Annotated in this window: 20 protein-coding genes; 12 read left to right on the forward strand and 8 right to left on the reverse strand. The window is 67.2% G+C overall.

The window, feature by feature from the left end; genetic code table 11:
- Window positions 1-155 precede the first annotated feature (155 nt).
- The 3 genes from rpmB to ACP7A5_RS16215 all read left to right on the forward strand — a co-directional run bounded on the left by rpmB (window position 156) and on the right by ACP7A5_RS16215 (window position 4,151).
- Entirely contained in the window at window positions 156-452 is a 297-nt protein-coding gene (rpmB, locus tag ACP7A5_RS16205; RefSeq protein ID WP_303695109.1) for a 50S ribosomal protein L28, read from the forward strand.
- A gap of 221 nt (window positions 453-673) precedes the next feature.
- Window positions 674-2,431: a M1 family metallopeptidase gene (locus tag ACP7A5_RS16210; RefSeq protein ID WP_426042874.1), complete on the forward strand. Its 1,758-nt coding sequence runs from the start codon at window positions 674-676 to the stop codon at window positions 2,429-2,431.
- 7 nt (window positions 2,432-2,438) lie between these two features.
- Window positions 2,439-4,151, forward strand: coding sequence for a M1 family metallopeptidase (locus ACP7A5_RS16215; RefSeq protein ID WP_426042875.1), 1,713 nt, complete (start codon window positions 2,439-2,441; stop codon window positions 4,149-4,151).
- Here the strand turns inward: ACP7A5_RS16215 and ACP7A5_RS16220 are convergent.
- The 4 genes from ACP7A5_RS16220 to ACP7A5_RS16235 all read right to left on the reverse strand — a co-directional run bounded on the left by ACP7A5_RS16220 (window position 4,112) and on the right by ACP7A5_RS16235 (window position 7,076).
- A complete protein-coding gene (locus ACP7A5_RS16220) occupies window positions 4,112-4,930 on the reverse strand; it encodes a transglutaminase-like domain-containing protein (protein ID WP_426042876.1) in 819 nt (272 codons plus the stop codon). The two genes, ACP7A5_RS16215 and ACP7A5_RS16220, sit on opposite strands and share 40 nt — an antisense overlap.
- A 104-nt stretch (window positions 4,931-5,034) precedes the next feature.
- A complete protein-coding gene (locus ACP7A5_RS16225; protein ID WP_303695104.1) occupies window positions 5,035-5,595 on the reverse strand; it encodes an HNH endonuclease in 561 nt (186 codons plus the stop codon).
- A 120-nt stretch (window positions 5,596-5,715) separates the two neighbouring features.
- The gene (locus ACP7A5_RS16230) at window positions 5,716-6,390 is read right to left on the reverse strand and encodes a trimeric intracellular cation channel family protein (RefSeq protein WP_426042877.1); all 675 of its coding nucleotides are present in this window, start codon (window positions 6,388-6,390) and stop codon (window positions 5,716-5,718) included.
- Window positions 6,387-7,076 carry a DNA-3-methyladenine glycosylase family protein gene (locus ACP7A5_RS16235; protein ID WP_426042878.1) on the reverse strand — a complete coding sequence of 230 codons (690 nt, stop codon included), beginning with the start codon at window positions 7,074-7,076 and terminating at the stop codon, window positions 6,387-6,389. Before ACP7A5_RS16235 ends, ACP7A5_RS16230 begins: the two co-directional genes overlap by 4 nt.
- A 46-nt stretch (window positions 7,077-7,122) precedes the next feature.
- On the opposite strand from ACP7A5_RS16235, the gene ACP7A5_RS16240 reads away from it, so the two are divergent.
- From ACP7A5_RS16240 to ACP7A5_RS16250, 3 genes are read left to right on the forward strand one after another with little or no spacing between them, the layout of a single operon-like run.
- Entirely contained in the window at window positions 7,123-8,262 is a 1,140-nt protein-coding gene (locus ACP7A5_RS16240) for a JmjC domain-containing protein (RefSeq protein WP_426042879.1), read from the forward strand.
- Window positions 8,259-9,104 (forward strand): tRNA glutamyl-Q(34) synthetase GluQRS, encoded by an 846-nt coding sequence (gene gluQRS / locus ACP7A5_RS16245; protein WP_426042880.1) that lies wholly within the window; start codon window positions 8,259-8,261, stop codon window positions 9,102-9,104. The genes ACP7A5_RS16240 and gluQRS overlap by 4 nt, the downstream gene beginning before the upstream one ends.
- A 40-nt stretch (window positions 9,105-9,144) precedes the next feature.
- A complete protein-coding gene (locus tag ACP7A5_RS16250) occupies window positions 9,145-10,053 on the forward strand; it encodes a DMT family transporter (protein WP_426042881.1) in 909 nt (302 codons plus the stop codon).
- A 29-nt stretch (window positions 10,054-10,082) separates the two neighbouring features.
- Here ACP7A5_RS16250 and ACP7A5_RS16255 read toward each other — a convergent pair whose 3' ends face one another.
- From ACP7A5_RS16255 to ACP7A5_RS16265, 3 genes are all read right to left on the reverse strand, one after another.
- Window positions 10,083-10,286, reverse strand: a complete 204-nt coding sequence (locus ACP7A5_RS16255; RefSeq protein ID WP_303695099.1) for a cold-shock protein — start codon at window positions 10,284-10,286, stop codon at window positions 10,083-10,085.
- Window positions 10,287-10,493: 207 nt separating this feature from the next.
- Entirely contained in the window at window positions 10,494-11,255 is a 762-nt protein-coding gene (locus tag ACP7A5_RS16260; protein WP_426042882.1) for an extensin family protein, read from the reverse strand.
- A 48-nt stretch (window positions 11,256-11,303) separates the two neighbouring features.
- A complete protein-coding gene (locus ACP7A5_RS16265) occupies window positions 11,304-12,374 on the reverse strand; it encodes a serine hydrolase domain-containing protein (RefSeq protein WP_426042883.1) in 1,071 nt (356 codons plus the stop codon).
- 100 nt (window positions 12,375-12,474) lie between these two features.
- Between ACP7A5_RS16265 and ppk2 the strand changes: the two genes are divergently transcribed.
- The 6 genes from ppk2 to ACP7A5_RS16295 all read left to right on the forward strand — a co-directional run bounded on the left by ppk2 (window position 12,475) and on the right by ACP7A5_RS16295 (window position 16,794).
- Window positions 12,475-13,221, forward strand: coding sequence for a polyphosphate kinase 2 (ppk2, locus tag ACP7A5_RS16270; protein WP_426042884.1), 747 nt, complete (start codon window positions 12,475-12,477; stop codon window positions 13,219-13,221).
- A 131-nt stretch (window positions 13,222-13,352) separates the two neighbouring features.
- Window positions 13,353-13,727, forward strand: a complete 375-nt coding sequence (locus ACP7A5_RS16275; RefSeq protein ID WP_426042885.1) for a DUF1428 domain-containing protein — start codon at window positions 13,353-13,355, stop codon at window positions 13,725-13,727.
- A 124-nt stretch (window positions 13,728-13,851) separates the two neighbouring features.
- Entirely contained in the window at window positions 13,852-15,654 is a 1,803-nt protein-coding gene (locus tag ACP7A5_RS16280; protein ID WP_426042886.1) for a methyl-accepting chemotaxis protein, read from the forward strand.
- 1 nt (window position 15,655) lies between these two features.
- A complete protein-coding gene (locus ACP7A5_RS16285) occupies window positions 15,656-16,120 on the forward strand; it encodes a chemotaxis protein CheW (RefSeq protein ID WP_426042887.1) in 465 nt (154 codons plus the stop codon).
- A 44-nt stretch (window positions 16,121-16,164) separates the two neighbouring features.
- Window positions 16,165-16,311 carry a hypothetical protein gene (locus ACP7A5_RS16290; RefSeq protein ID WP_426042888.1) on the forward strand — a complete coding sequence of 49 codons (147 nt, stop codon included), beginning with the start codon at window positions 16,165-16,167 and terminating at the stop codon, window positions 16,309-16,311.
- Between the two features lie 297 nt (window positions 16,312-16,608).
- The gene (locus ACP7A5_RS16295; RefSeq protein ID WP_426042889.1) at window positions 16,609-16,794 is read left to right on the forward strand and encodes a hypothetical protein; all 186 of its coding nucleotides are present in this window, start codon (window positions 16,609-16,611) and stop codon (window positions 16,792-16,794) included.
- Here the strand turns inward: ACP7A5_RS16295 and ACP7A5_RS16300 are convergent, their stop codons facing one another.
- The gene (locus tag ACP7A5_RS16300) at window positions 16,795-17,217 is read right to left on the reverse strand and encodes a hypothetical protein (protein WP_426042890.1); all 423 of its coding nucleotides are present in this window, start codon (window positions 17,215-17,217) and stop codon (window positions 16,795-16,797) included.
- Between the last annotated feature and the right edge of the window lie 307 nt (window positions 17,218-17,524).

Below are 17,524 nucleotides of genomic sequence, written 5' to 3' on the forward strand. Positions count from 1 at the left end.
GACTCGGCCCGGGAGTCCAATCTGGCCCTCGAAGCCTTGACGGCGCGGGATCGGTTCCTCTATACGGCCCCCTCTCGCGCGGGGGTCCACCCTCGCGCGCATTCGTTTCATGCGCCCTCTCTCCTTTGGAGCGGCGCCACCTCAAGGATAAGACGATGTCGCGTCGTTGCGAACTTACCGGTGTCGGGCCGATGGTCGGCCACTCGGTCAGCCACTCGAACATCAAGACCAAGCGCCGCTTCCTGCCGTCGCTCAAGAAGGTCAAGCTGGCGTCGGAGGCCCTGGGCCAGTCGTACAGCCTGCGCATCTCGAACGCCGCACTGCGCACGCTCGACTTCAAGGGCGGCCTCGACCCCTTCATCGTCAAGGCCAAGGACGAACAGCTGTCGATCACGGCACAGCGAATCAAGCGCCAGATCAAGGCCAAGCTGGCTGAACAAGCCGCCGCCTGAGTCCTGACGGACCCCGAATTCTGAACGAGGCCGGTGGAAACACCGGCCTTTTTCTTTGCCGCATATCTCCCCCTGCGCCCCGGCGAAGGCCGGGGTCCAGATCGCGGACGCCGTCGGCCGGGATCAAAGAGCATCCACAGCCCGGAGACCGCTTTTTCATCTGGACCCCGGCCTTCGCCGGGGTGCACGATGAACCGGAATTCTGACGAGGATAGACGCTGATGGCCGGATCGAGTCTGCGTGCGGCGAGCATGGCCGTCCTGGCCTGCATGCTGTCGGTTCCCGCTACGGCCCAGGACGCCCCCGCCCGCCAGCCGACCGCCTTCACGCTCGAAACCGACAATCCCCGCACACCGGAGCAGGAGGCCGTCCGCTTCGACAAGGCCGACCTGTCGATCAAGGTCCTGCCTGAGGACAAGGCGATCGACGGCGTGGCCGTGCTGGACTTCACCGTGCTCAAGCCGATCCAGCGTCTGGCGGTCGAGCTGGACACCCTGTTCACCATCTCCGAGATCCGGCTGGACGGCGAGATCGTGCCCGCCGATCGCTGGTCCAACCCCGAAGGCCGTCTGACCGTAGAGGTTCCGGCGGGTCTGGCCGAGGGCGCCACCCCCACCCTGACCATCGCCTACGCCGGCCAGCCCCGTGTCGCTCCACGTGCGCCCTGGAACGGCGGCTGGGTCTGGGCCACCGCGCCGACGGGCGAGCCCTGGATCGGTTCTGCCGTCCAGCTCAACGGCTGTGACCTGGTCTGGCCCTGTATCGACAACTCCAACGCCGAGCCCGGCCAGCTGGACATGCACGTCACCACGCCGGGCAATGTCTCGGCGCCGGGACCCGGCGTGTTCAAGGGCGTGACCGGGAACACCGACGGCACGAAAACCTGGAGCTGGAGCATCGCCCACCCGAACATCTATGCCGGGATGATCAACGTCGGCCCCTATGAGGAGGTCACCGCCCCGTACCAGAGCCGGTTCGGCAACACGATCCCGATGCACTACTGGCACCTGCGTTCCGACGACCCGGCCAAGGTTCAGAGACTGTTCGCCGAGTTCGCGCCCATGCTGGACTTCTTTGAATCGACCATCGGCCCCTACCCGTTCGCCGACTCCAAGATGGGGGTGGTCGAGACACCCTATCTCGGGATGGAGCACCAGACGATCAACGCCTACGGCAATGCCTACAAGATCGAGACGCGCGGCTACGACACCCTGCTGCAGCACGAGTTCAGCCACGAGTGGTTCGCCAACCAGCTGACCAACCGTAACGCCGACGACATGTGGCTGCACGAAGGGCTGGGCAGCTATATGCAGCCCCTCTACGCCCGATATCTGCATGGCGAGCGGTTCATGCAGTCCGAGCTGCAGCGCCAGCGCGAGGGTCTGGTCAACGCCTTCCCGGTCGTCTCGCAGACCAACCGCACCGTCAACCAGGTCTATGGCGGCTCTGAGGGCCCCGGCGGCGACATCTATTCCAAGGGTTCGCTGATCGCCCACACCCTGCGGATGACGATCGGCGACGACGACTTCTACGAGGTCATCCGCCGTCTGGTGTACGGCCGCCCCGACCCGCGACCCGGCAACTTCGCGCCCCGGACCAGTTCGACGCGCGAGATGAACGCCATCGTCAACCAGGTGACGGGTCAGGACTACGACTGGTTCTTCGACGCCTATCTGTATCAGGCGGCCCTGCCGGTCCTGTCGCAGGTCCGGGAGGGCGACCGGCTGACCCTGACCTGGACCACCGGGGGCGGCTCGGCCTTCCCGATGCCGGTGGAGATCGAGGTCGACGGCGTGAGCCAGACGCTGCCGATGCGCGATGGCCGGGCGACGATCGCCGTGCCGGCGGGCGCGAGCCTTCTGGTCGATCCGCAGAACAAGCTGTTGCGCCAGCTCGACGTGGTCGACGACTGGCAGGCCTGGAACCGCGCCGAACGCGAGCGGGCCGCGGCCGAACGGCTCGCCCGCCCGGCCGGCTGAGACCCTGATGCGAAACCCCATCGCCGCCCTCGCCGCCGCTTCGTTGCTGGCGGGTCCTGCCCTCGCCCAGGACCCGGCGCCGCGCGAGTCCACAGCCTTCACCCTGATGACCGATCAGCCGCGCACGCCGGAACAGACGGCCGTGCGCATCGACCTCGTCGATCTGGCGATCAAGGTCCTCCCCGCCGACAGGGCCATCGACGCGACGGCGACCCTGACCTTGACCGCCACGGCGCCGGTCGCCCGGCTGGTGGTCGAGCTGGACACGGTGTTCGATGTCTCCGCCGTGTCGGTGGACGGACAGGCGGTGAGCGACTGGTCCAATCCCGAGGGGCGGATGACCGTTCCGCTGCCCCGGCCGCTGGCCGCGGGTCAGACGACGACCCTGCGCATCGCCTATTCGGGCTATCCCCGCGTGGCGCCGCGCGCGCCCTGGTCCGGCGGCTTCGTCTGGGCGACCGCGCCCGGCGGTGAGCCGTGGATCGCCACGGCCGTCCAGGGCGAAGGCTGCGACCTGTTCTGGCCCTGTATCGACAGCCCCCTGGCCGAGCCCGGGCGGGTCGATCTGCACATCACGGTCCCGACCGGCCTGTCCGCGCCCTCCAACGGCCGCTTCCTCGGCACGGAAGATCACGGCGACGGCTGGACCACCTGGAACTGGTCAGCCGCCCAGCCCAACACCTACGCCATAGCCTTGAACATCGGTCCCTATACGGAGCTGAAGACCGACTATCAAAGCCGGTTCGGCAACAGCTTCCCGATGTCCTTCTGGCATCTGAACTCAGACGACCCTGCGCGCGCCGCCGCCCTGTTCGCCGAATTCCCCACCCAGATGGACTTCTACGAGGCGACCGTCGGCCCCTTCCCCTTCTCCGACGAGAAAATGGGCGTCGTGGAGACCCCGCACCTGGGCATGGAGCACCAGACCATCAACGCCTACGGCAACCAGTATCGGCTGGACGGCAAGGGCTACGACTGGTTGCTGCAGCACGAGCTGGCCCACGAATGGTTCGGCAACCAGATGACCAATGCCAACGCCGACGACATGTGGCTGCACGAAGGGCTGGGCAGCTACATGCAGCCCCTCTACGGCGCCTGGTTGCACGGCGACCGCTACATGCAGACCGAACTGGCCGAGCAGCAGCAGGGCCTGATCAATCGCTTCCCCGTCGTCTCGGGCGAACTCAGGAGCGAGGGCGAGGTCTATGACGGCGCGGTCGGGCCGGGCAACGACATCTACTCCAAGGGTTCGCTGATAGCCCATTCGCTGCGGATGCTGATCGGCGACGAGGCCTTCTTCCGCGCCGTGACCACCCTGGTCTATGGCCGCCCCGATCCGCGCCCGGGCAATTTCGAGCCGATCTACCGCTCGACGCCGGACTTCCTGCGGATCGTCAACGACATCACCGGCAGGGACTACGGCTGGTTCTTCCGCGGCTATCTCTATCAGGCCGCCCTGCCTGTCCTGAACGAGACGCGCGAGGACGGGACCCTGACCCTGTCATGGACGACCGGCGACGGCGCGGCCTTTCCGATGCCGGTCGAGGTGTCCGTGGACGGCCGGGTCGAAACGTTGGCCATGACCGGCGGTCGGGGGTTGATCGCTGTCCCCGCTGCGGCTCACATCGTGATCGATCCGCAGAACAAGGTCCTGCGCCGGCTCGACTTCATCGAGACCTATCAGGCGCGCAGAAGGTCCGATCGCGCCTCGACGGAATAGTCGTCCGCAGCCTCGGCGGTGATCGACTGGCTGACCATCTCGCAGGTTCCCTGGGTCGACAGGAAGGCGATGTCGGCGGCGTCGCGCCCGCAGGCGATCCGCACCAGTCCCTCGATCGGCGCCAGCCCGGTCGGATCGACCAGCCACCACCCGTTCGACAGCCAGATCTCGAAGATGGCGTGGAAGTCCGGCGGGTTCAGCTGATGCGCATAGGCGCTGACCGCGCGCGCCGGAATGCCCGACGCCCGGCACAGGGTGATGCCCATATGGGTGAAGTCGCGGCACACGCCCGCCCGATCGATGAAGGTCCGCGCGGCCGTCGTCTCGGAGTCCGACACGCCGCGCTCATAATCGATGTTCCCGGTGATCCAGTTCAGGATCGCGAGCACCCGCTCGCCGCCCGAGGTCTCTCCGACCTGACGCTCCACGAACCGGCCGAACTGGTCCGAGGGGCAGTAGCGGCTGGGCCACAGATAGGTCAGCACCTCGGCCGGCAGGTCGTTCCAGTCGTGCTGGGTCACGCCCGGCGGCAGGCCCAGCAGCGAGCCGTTGTCGACCACCGCCTCGTAGGACACGGCCACGTCGCCGCTGAGGCGCGCACGGAGGGTGCGGGCGCCGAACTCCTCGTCCTCGTCCTGATGGAAGGCCTGGGGCGGCGTGATCGTCAGCCGCTCCTCCAGGATGTCCTGACCCGGCCAGTGCGCGACCTGAATCTTGTAGATCGCGTCGGTCGGGGGATCGAAGCGATAGACGAGCTCGGCGCGGACGCGAATTTTCATGGACGACCTGATCTGAGGGGCGAGCCGTCAACGTCGCGCATCGGCGGCCGTTCCGGATCGTGCAATGCTCTAGCAGGTCATGCGGCGCAGGATAGTGGCGCTGTCTAAGGCTCCAGCTCGATGTCCCAGTACAGATAGTCGAGCCAGCTCTGGTGCAGGTAGTGGGGCGGGAACCGTCGGCCCGCGTCCTGGAGCTGGAAGGCGTTGGGCCGGTTGGGCGCGCGTCGGATCGGCATGTGCGCCTGCTGCGGCGTCCGCCCGCCCTTCCTCAGATTGCAGGGCGAACAGGCGGCGACGATGTTCTCCCACGTCGTGCGTCCGCCCCGGCTGCGCGGAATGACATGGTCGAAGGTCAGTTCGGCGGTGTCGCCGCAGTACTGGCAGGTGAAGCCGTCGCGCAGGAAGACGTTGAAGCGGGTGAAGGCCGGGCTGCGATTCTGGTCGACATAGCTCTTCAGCGCGATGACGCTGGGGATCTGCATCTCCATCGACGGACTGCGCACGACCCTGTCATAGGTCGAAACGACGTCCACGCGCTCTTGATAGACCGCCTTCACCGCCTCCTCCCACGGCCAGAGCGACAGCGGGTAATAAGACAGCGGACGGAAATCGGCGTTCAGCACCAGGGCTGGAAAGCCGGATGGCGGCTTGTGAAGGACCTGCATCAGACCCTCCCGCTCACGCCGGATATCGAGGAAATCGGACTGAAAGCGTCTCTCCTTCTCTCTAGTGAAGACAGCCTATTCCCGATTCGCACGCACCGCCATGACGACGATGCAGCGGTTTCATGACGCGCCCTTTCTGAGGAGGCCGCCAGGGAAGGCCGGAAGGCTCCAGCCCCAGGCCAGGGCGCCGGCCCGGAGCGCGAACCCGATCGGCGCTGCGATCGCCGCAGCGGGCCAGTGATCGATGCCGAACTGTCGCGCCACGACATAGATGGTCGCCGCAGCCAGGGCCGCCGAGACGGTGATCTCGCGCCGCAGAAGGATTGACGGCTGCCCCGCCAGGATGTCGCGCACAATGCCGCCGAAGCAGGCTGTCAGCGCCCCCATGACGATGCAGATCAGGGGCGGCGCCCCGAAGGCCTCGGCCTTGGCCGCGCCGAGCACGCCGTAAGCCCCGAGCCCGATCGCATCGAGCCACAACAGCGCCCGGAAGCGCCAGGCCCCTGCCCCGACCAGCCACACCGCCAGAGCCGCGGCGAGGCAGACGGCGATGTATCTCCAGTCCTGGACCCAGAAGACCGGGGCATTGATGAGCAGATCCCGCAGGGTCCCGCCCCCCACGCCGGTGATGGCGGCGAAAAAGGCGAAGGTGACGAGGTCGTGCTTCTCCCGCGCTGCGGCCAGCGCTCCCGTCGCGGCGAACACGGCCACGCCCGCGAAATCGAGCGCGCCCAGCACCGTCTCGGGGTCAGCGAGCACAGGGCTCAGAAGGGTGGGGTCTACGAGCGCGGTCACGGCTGTCTGCGTTCCCTGAGTCTCGGCTTGGCGCCCGTCGGGTTGAGGGGATGATCTAGCACGATCTGGCCCGTCTTCACCCCGACGTACCAGGCCCAGAGCAGATGAACCGCCACGCCCCGGTTCGGCCGCCACATCTCGGCCCGGGCATAGGCGGCCTTCGAATCGGGCCGCTGCTCAAGCAGGTCGGCCCATTTGATCGCCTCCTGCAGCGCGATGTCGCCGCCCGGGAAGACATCCAGCCGCCCGTCACAGATCAGCAGATAGGCTTCAGCGGTCCACGGCCCGACGCCCTTCAGCGAGACGAGGGCCGCGATCGCCGCGTCGTCATCGAGCGTCGACAGATGCTCCAGATCGACCGTCCCATCCAGCTGGGCCCGCGCGATGCCCTGGCCATAGGTCGCCTTCTGACGCGACAGGCCCATGCCGCGCAGGCTGTCGAGGTCGTGGGCCAGCAGGGTCTCCGGCGTGATCTCCCCCAGCCCCGCCTGCAGCCGTGCCCAGACAGAGGCCGCAGAAGCCAGCGAGACCTGCTGATCCACGATTATCCTGAACAGGCCGGGAAACCCCCGGTCCCCGACCCGCCACTCGAACGGCGGCGTCTGGGCATGGGCCCGGGCCAGAGCTGGGTCGATACAGACCAGGTCCTCGCGGGCGACGATCAATTGTTCGGGTGTCAGAGGCATTCCGGTCCAGTCGACAAACGGCGGGCCGGACCCTAGCGTCCGCGTCATGCTCAGTCTGGACGATCTTCTGGCCCCGATCACCTCTTCGGTGTTCCACGCCGACTATGACGACCGGAAACCGCTGCATATCCCGGCCGCGTCCGGCGCTGCCAAACAGACCCTGCTCGACTGGCCCCGCTTCAACGCCCTGCTCGACCAGACCTCGATCTGGAGCTCCCAGAGCCTGAAGGTCCTCTACAATGGCCAGCGCGTGCCGCCGCCCCGGTATTGTCATGACGCCGCGACCGGATCGGGCGTGGCAAACCGGCCCTCGCCCGCCAAGGTCAAGGTCCTGCTGGGCCAGGGCGCCAGCCTCGTGCTCGACGAGGTTCAGGATCTGGTCCCGTCGATCCGCGCCCTGACCCCGGCGCTGGGCCGCGCCTTCGCCGGCCAGGTCAGCGCCAACCTCTACTGCTCCTTCGGCGGGGTGCAGGCGTTCGGGACCCACTTCGACCTGCACCACGTCTTCGCGGTCCAGTGCGAGGGCGAAAAGGTCTGGACCCTCTATTCCAACCGCGCAGACGCCCCGACCACCTTCCCGATCGACAACGAGGAGACCCGCGCCTGGCTGGCGGCCCAGCGCGGCCCGGTGATGACCCAGGTGCATATGCGGCCCGGCGATGTCCTCTATCTTCCCCGCGGCTGGTATCACGACGCCTTGGCGACCGATGGCGCGTCCCTGCACGTCACCTCGTCGATCACTCCGGCCGACGGACGCACCGTCTTCGACATCCTGAAGCGGCTGACACAGGACGAGGCCGCCTTCCGCCACTTCCTGCGTCCCGCGAGATCCGAAATCCTGAAGGCCCAACTCGCCGACCTGGGCCGACGCCTGTCCGCCCTGGCCGTCAGCGACGTCCTCGCCGACGAGATCGCCATGGCCCAGGAACGGCTGATTGCGCGCGAACCCGGCTACGCCCTGCCTCATCGTCCGACACTGACCCTCTATGGTCGCGGCCAGGGCCCGGCGCCCGCCGTCGCGGGCCCCGCCGTCGCGGGCCCCGCCGCCGTGGCGCTGGACTGGGCCCTGTCACAGCCGCGTCTGGCCCTTGAGGACATGATCGCCCAGTTCGACTTCGTGCCCGAGGCGGAGCTCCGCGCCATGATCGACGCGGCCGTCAGGACGGGCGCCCTGGTCCGCCTTTGACCTTCGTCACCCGCTTCGCGCCGTCGCCGACCGGCCTGCTCCATCGCGGCCACGCCTTCTCCGCCCTGACGGCCTGGACGGCGGCAAGGCGCGCGAACGGCCGCTTCCTGCTGCGGATCGAGGACACCGACTTCACCCGCTGCCGGCCGGAGTATGAGGCCGCGATTCTCGACGACCTCGCCTGGCTGGGTCTCGATTGGGAGCCCCCCGTCCGTCGCCAGTCCGGGCACCGCGCCGACTACGACGCCGCACTGGACCGCCTGCGGGACATGGGCGTCCTCTACCGCTGCTTCCGCACGCGCAAGGAGCTGATGGCTCTCGCCGGGATGGCGCCTCATGCCGACGACCCGACCGACGCCCAGGCCTTCGCAGGCGGCCCACTGTCCCCCGGCGAGGAAGCCGAAAAGCTCGCCTCCGGCCAACCCTTCGCCTGGCGTCTGTCGCTCGCAGCGGCGCGCGACCGTCTCGGCGACTTCCAGCCACTGACCTGGGTCGAGGAGACGGCCTGTCCGGGTATCAGGACCGCGCGGCCCGAGGCGCTCGGCGACATGGTCCTCGGCCGCAAGGACATCGGCGCCGGCTATGTCATCGCCTCGGTCGTCGACGATGCCTTGCAGGGCGTGACCCATGTCATCCGGGGCGAGGACCTGATCGAAACCACGTCTATCCAACGCGTGCTGCAGGCCCTGCTGGACCTGCCCACACCCGTCTATCGGCACCACCCACTGCTGCTGGGACCGGACGGCAAACGCTATGCCAAGCGCGACGGGGCGGTGATGCTCGCCGCCTTGCGTGAGGCGGGAATGACGGCGGAGGCGTTGCGGACCGAACTCGGCTTCTGACCCCCCTCCCTATCGGAGAGGGTAAGGGGTATGCGACACCATGCCTCCCTCCCCCTCCCGCCTGATCCCGCTGCTGGTCGTGCTGGCCTCCGCCAGCATCCTCGGCCTCGCTCCGATCCTGGTCCGGCTGACCGAGACCGGTCCGGCGGCCGCCGGCTTCTGGCGGCTCCTGTTCGCCCTGCCCCTGCTGCTCATCCTCGTCGGTCGTCCCGGCGCAGAAGGCGTCGGGCGGCCGTCGAAATGGATGCTGCTGGCCGGCCTGTTCTTCGCCTTCGACCTGAGCTTCTGGCACTACGGCATCGTCATGACCTCGGTCGCCAATGCGACGGTGCTGTGCAACCTGACGCCGGTCGTGGTCACCCTGGTGGGCTGGTTCTTCTTCAAGGAGCGGCCCGCGCGGCTGTTCATCCTGGCCCTGGCCCTGGCCATGGGCGGAGCCTTTGCCATGGCCGCCGGGGCCGCGCCGGGTCAGGGGACCAACCCCGTGCTGGGCGACATTTTCTCCCTGTCCGTGGCCCTCTGGTACTCCGGCTACTTCCTGGCGGTAAAGCAGGCGCGCACCACGGCGGGCGCTCTGCGGATCACCCTCTGGGCCACGGTCGCGGGCATTCCAGTCATGGCGGGGGCGGCGCTGCTGCTGGGCGAGGACATGATCCCCGCCACCGCCGCCGGCTGGGCCGCCTGCGCCGGCATGGGCGTCATGCATGTGGCGGGACAGGGCGGCGTCGCCTGGGCCCTGGGCAAGCTGCCGGCCTCCATCACCGCCGTGACCATCCTGATCCAGCCGATCGTGGCCGCCGCCCTCGGCTGGGTCGTCTTCGGCGAGACCCTCGCGCCGCTACAGGCCCTGGGCGGCGCCCTCGTCCTGGCGGCGATCGTCCTGGCCCAGTGGTCGAACCGGGCGAAAACGAAAACGGGCGCGGCTCCCGAAGGAACCGCGCCCGCCTAGATCACGTCAGCGATCCCGATCCGTTTGGATCAGAGAAGCTTCAGGTCCACGGCCGAGGTCTTGCCGCGCTGGGATTCCAGCTCGTACTGAACCTTGGCGTTCTCATCGAGGCCCGTCAGGCCAGCCTTCTGCACGGCGGTGATGTGAACGAACACATCGGCGCCGCCGCTTTCGGGCTGGATGAAGCCGAAGCCCTTCGTGGGGTTGAACCACTTGACCGTACCGGTCGCCATTGTTGCGTCTCCATAAACGCGCTTTTCCAGGCGGACGCCCTGTCGAGGGGGTCCGACAATCCATCTGGACAGCTCGTTCAGGCGAAGGAGCGAAACGCGGGTTTGGACCCCACGCGAAATCCGGATTGCGCGGATGTTTTCTCTCAGCCGCAAAGCCCGGTCAACCGGAAACGATTCGTGCGTCAGGCGGGCCTGTGCGGAAGGATTTTACGCGCAAAGCCCTCGAGGCGCCCCGTCAAGGTGAAGATGATCCTTGTGCGCATCATTATAGTCGGGGCTGAGCACCGTCGAGAACACCCGGCAGGCGCCTTCGCGGATGCGTCTCAATAGCCCGGAACCCTCTGTTCCGTTTGGACCTTGTCCGTCCCAGTCGTTGAGAACCGACACCGTCCGACCGTCCGCAAGGGTCACCGAGGCGACGTCGAGCGCATTGGCCCTGGCATGCTCGCTGGGCCGGTCCGAGACCTCGGTCGAGCCGTAGATCCGACGGCAGGAATAGGTCCCGTAGTTGTTCACCGCGACGGCGCGGGAGCCGTAGATCGCCTCCGCCGCCGGCTGCAGCACCTGCCGGTCCCAGATAACGTAGCGAACAGCCAGCGGGCATTGCATGGTCAGGCCGCCCGGCTTCAGCGGCGTCACCGCGCCGCCGGTGATGGTGATCGCGCCGCGCACCTGGCAGAAGCCGCCGTCGTCCCTGTCCTCGGCCCGCCGCACCTCGACCCCTGCATCGCGCAGGGTCTGGATACAGGCCTCGGTCGCGCCCCTGACCTCCTCAGAAGACGCCGCGAACGGAACCTCGAAGTCCGCGACCTTGGCCTCCGTCGCCTGGCCCAGCGGATGGTTGAGATCCAGCGGCTTCCACGGCAGATCCTGCGGCGGGGCGAAGGCGTTCATCAGTGCGAAGGCCGCGCAGACGCCCAGCGCCAGCTCCCACATCAGGTTCCAGAAATCGGCGAAATCGCGCTTCATGCCCCATCAACATGACGGGGCCGAAGGCGATCCACCAGACCGCTTGGGTCAGATCGCCGGAATGAGACCCGGTATCAGGGCCTGACAGGCCGATCTGCCGCGCTGCGCATCGTTCGAGACGGCCACAAAGGCCTTGCCGATCGCCGGAGCGACCCAGGTCGAGGCGTACCACAGGGTGTTGGATCCATCGTGGGTCAGACACGCGCCCTGCGCCCACGGCTGGCCCGGCGGGACGATCCAGCCCCCGGCATAGGGCGGTTGGCTCTCGCCGACCGGCTGCATCAGCACCGCCAGCGTCTCCGGCGTCAGCCATCCGGCGCCGTCGTTCAGGAACACCCGCAGGAAGCGGCCGTAGTCCTGCAGGCTCATGTGCACAGTGCCCGCAGGCCCCAGAGCCGCAGGGTTGTCGGTCACCGGGCCTGACGGATCGATGGCCTGGCCGCCGACGTGGCCCCACGGCTGGTGGCCATCAGGCGCGCCGAAACCGCCGGTATTGATGCCCAGCGGCTCGAACAGCTCGGTCCGCATCGCGTCCTCCCAGGACGCGCCCGTGATCCTCTCGATGATCGCGCCGATCAGGATGTAGTTGCTGTTGGCGTAGGCAAAGGCTCCCGGCGTCCCCGCCGGCGGCGAGGCCAGCATCGTCGTCGCCAGGGCCCGTCGCTGCTCGGGCAACGCCGCCGGATCGGCCCGCGCCGTCATCAGCCAGGCCTGTCCGAGCGCCGTGGCGTCCGACAGGCCCGCGCGATGGGCCATGACCCGCGCAAGCGTCACGTCCTTCCAGACCGCGTCCATCGGCAGGTCGGGCAGGGCCTCGCCCAGCGTCGCCGACCAGGACGCCTGGCCCTTGTCGACCAATCGGCCATAGAGGGCGGCCGTCATCGCCTTGGTATTCGATCCCAGATGCCAAAGGTCGTCAGCCGTCACGGCCGCGCCGCCCACCTGTCTCACGCCTTTCGCGCCGGTCCAGATCGCGCCATCCGGCCCCACCACCATGCCGCCGAGTGCGGGCGTCTCCGCGCCGTCGAACGCGGCCTGAAGGGCGACGTCGAAACCGGCGACGTCGCGGGCGGCGGCGCTCGAAGCGCCGGTCAGGGCGGCGGCCGTCGCGGCGGCCATCAACTGTCTGCGGGTCATCGTCATGGGCACGAGACTAGTTTCGGTCCCTCGACGCGCCAGTGAATAAATCGCAACGTGGCACGACACGGAGATGAGACGCATGGCCAAGACCAAGGACTACGACAAGACGCTGGAGGCCCTGCAGGTGGAGCTCGTCGACACCCAGCACTGGGCCATCGAACGGGGGCTGAAGGTCCTCGTCGTGTTCGAGGGCCGCGACACCGCAGGCAAGGACGGAGCGATCAAGCGAATCGTCGAATACGCCTCGCCCCGCCAGACCCGCATCGTCGCTCTGCCCAAGCCGACCGAGCGAGAATCCACACAGTGGTATTTCCAGCGCTATGTCTCCCATCTGCCGGCGGCAGGCGAAATGGTCCTGCTGAACCGGTCCTGGTACAACCGCGCGGGGGTCGAGCCCGTCATGGGCTTCTGCACCCCCGAGCAGCACGAGCATTTCCTCGACGACGCGCCCCGGTTCGAGCGGTCGCTGACCGGCTCCGGCATCATCCTGATCAAGCTCTGGCTCGACATCTCCAAGGACGAACAGGCCAAACGCCTCGCCGAGCGGATGGAAGACCCGCTGAAAAAGTTCAAGGTCTCGTCCCTCGACGCGGAGGCCCAGATCCGCTGGGACGCCTATACCGCCGCCCGCGACCGCATGCTGGCCGAGACCCACCATCGCGACGCGCCCTGGACCATCGTCGCCACCGACGACAAGAAGACGGCCCGGCTGAACATCATCCGCTACATCCTGCATCGGCTGGGGCGGCCGGGCGCAAGGATCGGCCATGTCGACAAGGGCGTGATCCTCGACGCCAGCCGCGCGAAGGGCAGGCTGAACGCCTAGATGTGACGCCTTCATACAAGACGCCTGCCTGTGTCATCATCCACATCCGGGGCTCAGGCAGCGAGCGTCGGCCTTCCCGCGCAGGCGGGACGGCCGACGCCGGCGGCAGCCCCCTCAGAAGGAGAAGAACGATGTCCTACATCACCGGCTTCCTGACCCCCGTGAAGGCCGCGGACAGGGACCGCTACATCCGGTCCGCCGAGTTCAGCGCCCCCCTGTTCAAGGAGTTCGGCGCCCTCGAACACGTCGAGACCTGGGGTGTCGACGTCCCGGCCGGCAAGGTCACCGGCTTCGACCTGGCCGTGAAGCTGGAAGAGGGCGAGGTCGTCGTCTTCTCCTGGCTGAAGTGGCCCGACAAGGCGACCGCCGACGCCGCCTGGGCCAGAATGATGGAAGACCCCCGCTTCGCGGACATGGACATGCCCTTCGACGGCAAGCGCATGATGTGGGGCGGCTTCGAGGTCGTGTTCGAGGCCCCGTCGGGGGACATGCGGAAAACTACGTAACCCCGGGTTCAGCCGGCCTTCATCAACGCGTGTAATCTCTTTCAAACGCGCAGCCGCGTTAACCAGTCTGGTCGGACGGTCGGCAGCGATGGCGCATTGCGATCAGGCAATGCTTCTGGAGGGGATGGCTAACATGTTCGGTATTTCGAGCTCTTCTGATGCAGTCTTGAGGGCACTCGACAAGTCTCTCGCCATTATCGAATTCGACCCGACGGGCCAGATTCTCACGGCGAACCCGCAATTCTGCGACGCCATGGGCTACAGCCTTTCGGAGATCAAGGGACAGCATCACAGCCTGTTCGTTGATCCGGTCGACGTCCGGGCCCCCGAGTACAAGGCCTTCTGGGCCAAGCTGGGCCGCGGAGACTTCGACGCCAGCGAATACAGGCGCCTGGGCAAGGGCGGCCGGGACGTCTGGATCCAAGCCTCCTACAATCCGGTCAAGGATTCGCGCGGCAAGGTAGTCAAGGTCGTCAAGGTCGCGACCTACATCACCCAGGAGAAGCTGAAGAACGCCGAGTTCGAAGGCAAACTCAACGCCATCTCGCGGGTTCAGGCCATGATCGAGTTCACGCCGACCGGCGAGATCATCACGGCGAACGAGAATTTCCTCGCGACCCTCGGCTATCGCCTCGACGAGATCCGCGGAAAACAGCACAGCCTGTTTGTCGAGCCCGCCTACGCGCGCTCGAGCGAGTATCAGGACTTCTGGCGCAAGCTCAATGGCGGCGAATTCGTCGCCGCCGAGTTCAAGCGGATTGGCAAGGCCGGCAACGAGGTCTGGATCCAGGCCTCCTACAATCCGATCTTCGACATGAACAACAAGGTGATGAAGGTGGTGAAGTTCGCCACCGACGTCACGGAGCGGGTTCGCGCGGTCAATGAAATCGGCGAGGGCCTGTCACAGCTGGCCGACAACAACCTCCAGTGCCGCCTGCCCAACGCCTTTGCACCCGAGTTCGAGACCGTCCGCAACGACTTCAACCGCTCGCTCGAGAGCCTGGAATCCGCCGTGCAGGGCGTCACGCAGAGCGCCAGCGTCATCCAGTCGGGAACGGCCGAGATCTCGGCTGCGTCCGACGACCTGTCGCGGCGAACCGAACAGCAGGCGGCGAGTCTGGAGGAGACGGCTGCCGCGCTCGACCAGATCACCGCCACGGTCACACGCAGCGCCGAGGGGGCAAAGCAGGCCAGCGAAGCCGCGTCCGGCGCAAAGGCCGACGTGGTTACCTCCGGGCGGGTGATGGACGAGGCCGTCTCCGCCATGGGGGAGATCGAGCAGAGCTCCGGTCAGATCACCCAGATCATCGGCGTGATCGACGAGATCGCCTTCCAGACCAATCTGCTGGCCCTGAACGCCGGGGTCGAGGCTGCGCGCGCCGGTGATGCCGGCCGGGGCTTCGCCGTCGTCGCCCAGGAAGTCCGTGCCCTGGCCCAGCGGTCCGCCGAGGCGGCCAAGGAGATCAAGGCGCTGATCGCGTCGAGCTCCGACCAGGTCAAACGCGGCGTGAAACTGGTGGGCGACACCGGACAGGCGCTCAACGGCATCTCCGCCAAGGTGACGTCGATGCACGCCCTGGTCTCCGAGATGGCCAAGGCCTCGCAGGAACAGTCGACGGCGCTCCTTCAGGTCAACAGTGCGATTAACCAGATGGACCAGGTGACACAGCAGAACGCCGCCATGGTGGAAGAGGCGACCGCAGCCGCGACCAGCCTGTCGGGCGAAGCGGATCAAATGGCCACCCTGATGCGGCAGTTCCGGCTGGGAACGGGCTCGGTCGTCGTCGTCGCCGACCGCGGGCGGCCAAAGGCCGGGGCATCATCGGCCCGACCCATCAATCCGGTCGGACGGGCCCAGGCCAAGCTGGCAACAGCCATGAAGGGCGGCGGCGCCCAGCCGGTCGCCGACGAGTGGGAGGAATTCTAGGATGGACGATCACGTCCGCACCCCCGAATTCCCGCTGGAGTTGATCTCGTTCGAGATCGCGGAACAGGAATTCTGCATCGATATCCGCAGCGTCCGGGAGATCCGGGGCTGGACCCCCGCAACCCCTGTTCCGCAGGCTCCCGACTATATCAGCGGCATGATCAATCTGCGGGGCGCCGTGATCCCCGTCGTCGATCTGCGCAGTCGCCTCGGGCTGGGGCGCACAGAGCCCTCATCCCGGCACGTCATTGTTGTCATCCACGATGAGACCCGTATCGCCGGCCTTCTGGTCGACGGGGTGCAGGAAACCTTCCAGGTCGACCCCGGCCTCATGCAGCCGCCGCCCAACGTGGATGCGCCGGAGGCCGAACGGTTTGTCGATGCGATCCTCCCCCTGGACGGCCGCATGCTGAGCCGGCTCGTCGTCGGCTCCCTGCTTCCGCAGACGATGAAGGTGGCGGCCTGACCTGAACCCGGCCCCACCTCCATGGAGGTGGGGCCGGACGCCCCATGGACGCCGCCGCCGTCTCCCTCGCCTTCAAGCGCGGCGGCAAGACGATCGAACAGCGCGTCGTCCAGGCCCTCAACACCCTGGTCCGCTACGCCGGGATCACCCCCCTGCCCAACGGGACCTTCGCCGCCAGGCGCGTGGCGTAGTCCCCTTCTCCCGGCGGGAGAGGGCTTGAGCGCACGACGGCTTGCCGTCGTTCTTGCGCGACCCGAAGGGCGGCGCGTAGCAGCCAAAGGGTGAGGGGTTGGTGCTACCCGGTAAGGGCACGCCCCTCACCCTTTCGGCTAAGACGCATCGCTCCGCTCTGCGAGCCTCAAGCCCTCTCCCACAGGGAGAGGGGCCTCATGCTACTCTGTGGCGGAGACAAGGGGTCGCAAGCGCGCGCCCGGATGACAAAATCCGCAATCGGTGTACGTTCACCTTCTGTTCAACAGGAGGCTCGCATGGCCACCAACACAGGTAAGGGTTATCGTCAGGGCGCCGTCAAAAGCCGCACCCAGTTCCAGCACGAGAACGGCGACTGGCAGAAGCGCAACGAGCACGGCGGCCAGTTCATGGAACGCAAGTCCAGCGAAGGCCCCTTCAAGGGCGTCGCCAAGGAACCGGACGGTCGCGACGGCAAAGATTGATCACCTCATCCCCGAATAGCGGACGGACAGCTCCGACAGCGCCCTCGCCGCGCGGATCAGGACTTCCGCCTCCCCGGCTCGCCCTTCGGACAACAGCCAGGCCGCGCGGGCGCCGGCGCGTTCGATCGCTTCGCGAACCTTGACCGGTCGCTCGTTCGGCTCGAACGGCAGGTTCAGGGCGTCGGGCAACGGCCCAATAGCCGGGCGCGGGCCGTCGGGGGTGCCGCGAACGGGCTTGAGGTCGTAGCGGCGCGCCATGGCGTGACGGGTCCAGCCTTCGCGGCTGGCCTTCTTGCGGATGTTGGCCAGGCTGACGTCGAAACGCTGGGCCACCGACGGGGCCGGTTCGCCCGCCAGATAGGCCTCCCGCACCCTGGTCCAGGTCTCCGGGCCGCGATATTTGCGAAGTCTGAAGTGGTCCATGACGGCGGTCTTTGCACACCGCCACGTCAGTTTCGGCCGTATCTGCGTGCCGCCTGTCCCGCTGTTTGCAGAAATGGCGTCCCCGAATTCTCCCCGAGTTCCCGGTTCGGAGATTGAGGGTGCAAAGACGGCTTTCCCTCTCCCGGCGGGAGAGGGCTTGAGCGCCTGAGAGCCGTCAGGCGATCAGACTTGCGCGATCGGGTGAGCAACTGTGTTCGTCATCGGGTTGCGGTTCTCCATTCGGAGCGGTCGCGGACGATGGCGTTAAGCAGGGTCATGAGCTTGTTGATGAGGGCGACGAGGATGA

The organism is Brevundimonas sp. TWP2-3-4b1, assembly GCF_049897665.1.
Lineage (GTDB): Bacteria > Pseudomonadota > Alphaproteobacteria > Caulobacterales > Caulobacteraceae > Brevundimonas > Brevundimonas subvibrioides_B.

Coding starts and splice junctions, on each gene's coding strand:
- ACP7A5_RS16255 (WP_303695099.1), bottom strand. CDS start 10,286: ATGGCGACCGGTACGGTCAAGTGGTTCAACCCCACGAAGGGCTTCGGC.
- ACP7A5_RS16290 (WP_426042888.1), top strand. CDS start 16,165: ATGGACGCCGCCGCCGTCTCCCTCGCCTTCAAGCGCGGCGGCAAGACG.
- ACP7A5_RS16215 (WP_426042875.1), top strand. CDS start 2,439: ATGCGAAACCCCATCGCCGCCCTCGCCGCCGCTTCGTTGCTGGCGGGT.
- ACP7A5_RS16285 (WP_426042887.1), top strand. CDS start 15,656: ATGGACGATCACGTCCGCACCCCCGAATTCCCGCTGGAGTTGATCTCG.
- ACP7A5_RS16280 (WP_426042886.1), top strand. CDS start 13,852: ATGGCTAACATGTTCGGTATTTCGAGCTCTTCTGATGCAGTCTTGAGG.
- ACP7A5_RS16250 (WP_426042881.1), top strand. CDS start 9,145: ATGCCTCCCTCCCCCTCCCGCCTGATCCCGCTGCTGGTCGTGCTGGCC.
- ppk2 (WP_426042884.1), top strand. CDS start 12,475: ATGGCCAAGACCAAGGACTACGACAAGACGCTGGAGGCCCTGCAGGTG.
- ACP7A5_RS16220 (WP_426042876.1), bottom strand. CDS start 4,930: ATGAAAATTCGCGTCCGCGCCGAGCTCGTCTATCGCTTCGATCCCCCG.
- ACP7A5_RS16210 (WP_426042874.1), top strand. CDS start 674: ATGGCCGGATCGAGTCTGCGTGCGGCGAGCATGGCCGTCCTGGCCTGC.
- ACP7A5_RS16240 (WP_426042879.1), top strand. CDS start 7,123: ATGCTCAGTCTGGACGATCTTCTGGCCCCGATCACCTCTTCGGTGTTC.
- ACP7A5_RS16265 (WP_426042883.1), bottom strand. CDS start 12,374: ATGGCCGCCGCGACGGCCGCCGCCCTGACCGGCGCTTCGAGCGCCGCC.
- ACP7A5_RS16260 (WP_426042882.1), bottom strand. CDS start 11,255: ATGAAGCGCGATTTCGCCGATTTCTGGAACCTGATGTGGGAGCTGGCG.
- ACP7A5_RS16295 (WP_426042889.1), top strand. CDS start 16,609: ATGGCCACCAACACAGGTAAGGGTTATCGTCAGGGCGCCGTCAAAAGC.
- ACP7A5_RS16235 (WP_426042878.1), bottom strand. CDS start 7,076: ATGCCTCTGACACCCGAACAATTGATCGTCGCCCGCGAGGACCTGGTC.
- ACP7A5_RS16225 (WP_303695104.1), bottom strand. CDS start 5,595: ATGCAGGTCCTTCACAAGCCGCCATCCGGCTTTCCAGCCCTGGTGCTG.
- ACP7A5_RS16300 (WP_426042890.1), bottom strand. CDS start 17,217: ATGGACCACTTCAGACTTCGCAAATATCGCGGCCCGGAGACCTGGACC.
- rpmB (WP_303695109.1), top strand. CDS start 156: ATGTCGCGTCGTTGCGAACTTACCGGTGTCGGGCCGATGGTCGGCCAC.
- ACP7A5_RS16275 (WP_426042885.1), top strand. CDS start 13,353: ATGTCCTACATCACCGGCTTCCTGACCCCCGTGAAGGCCGCGGACAGG.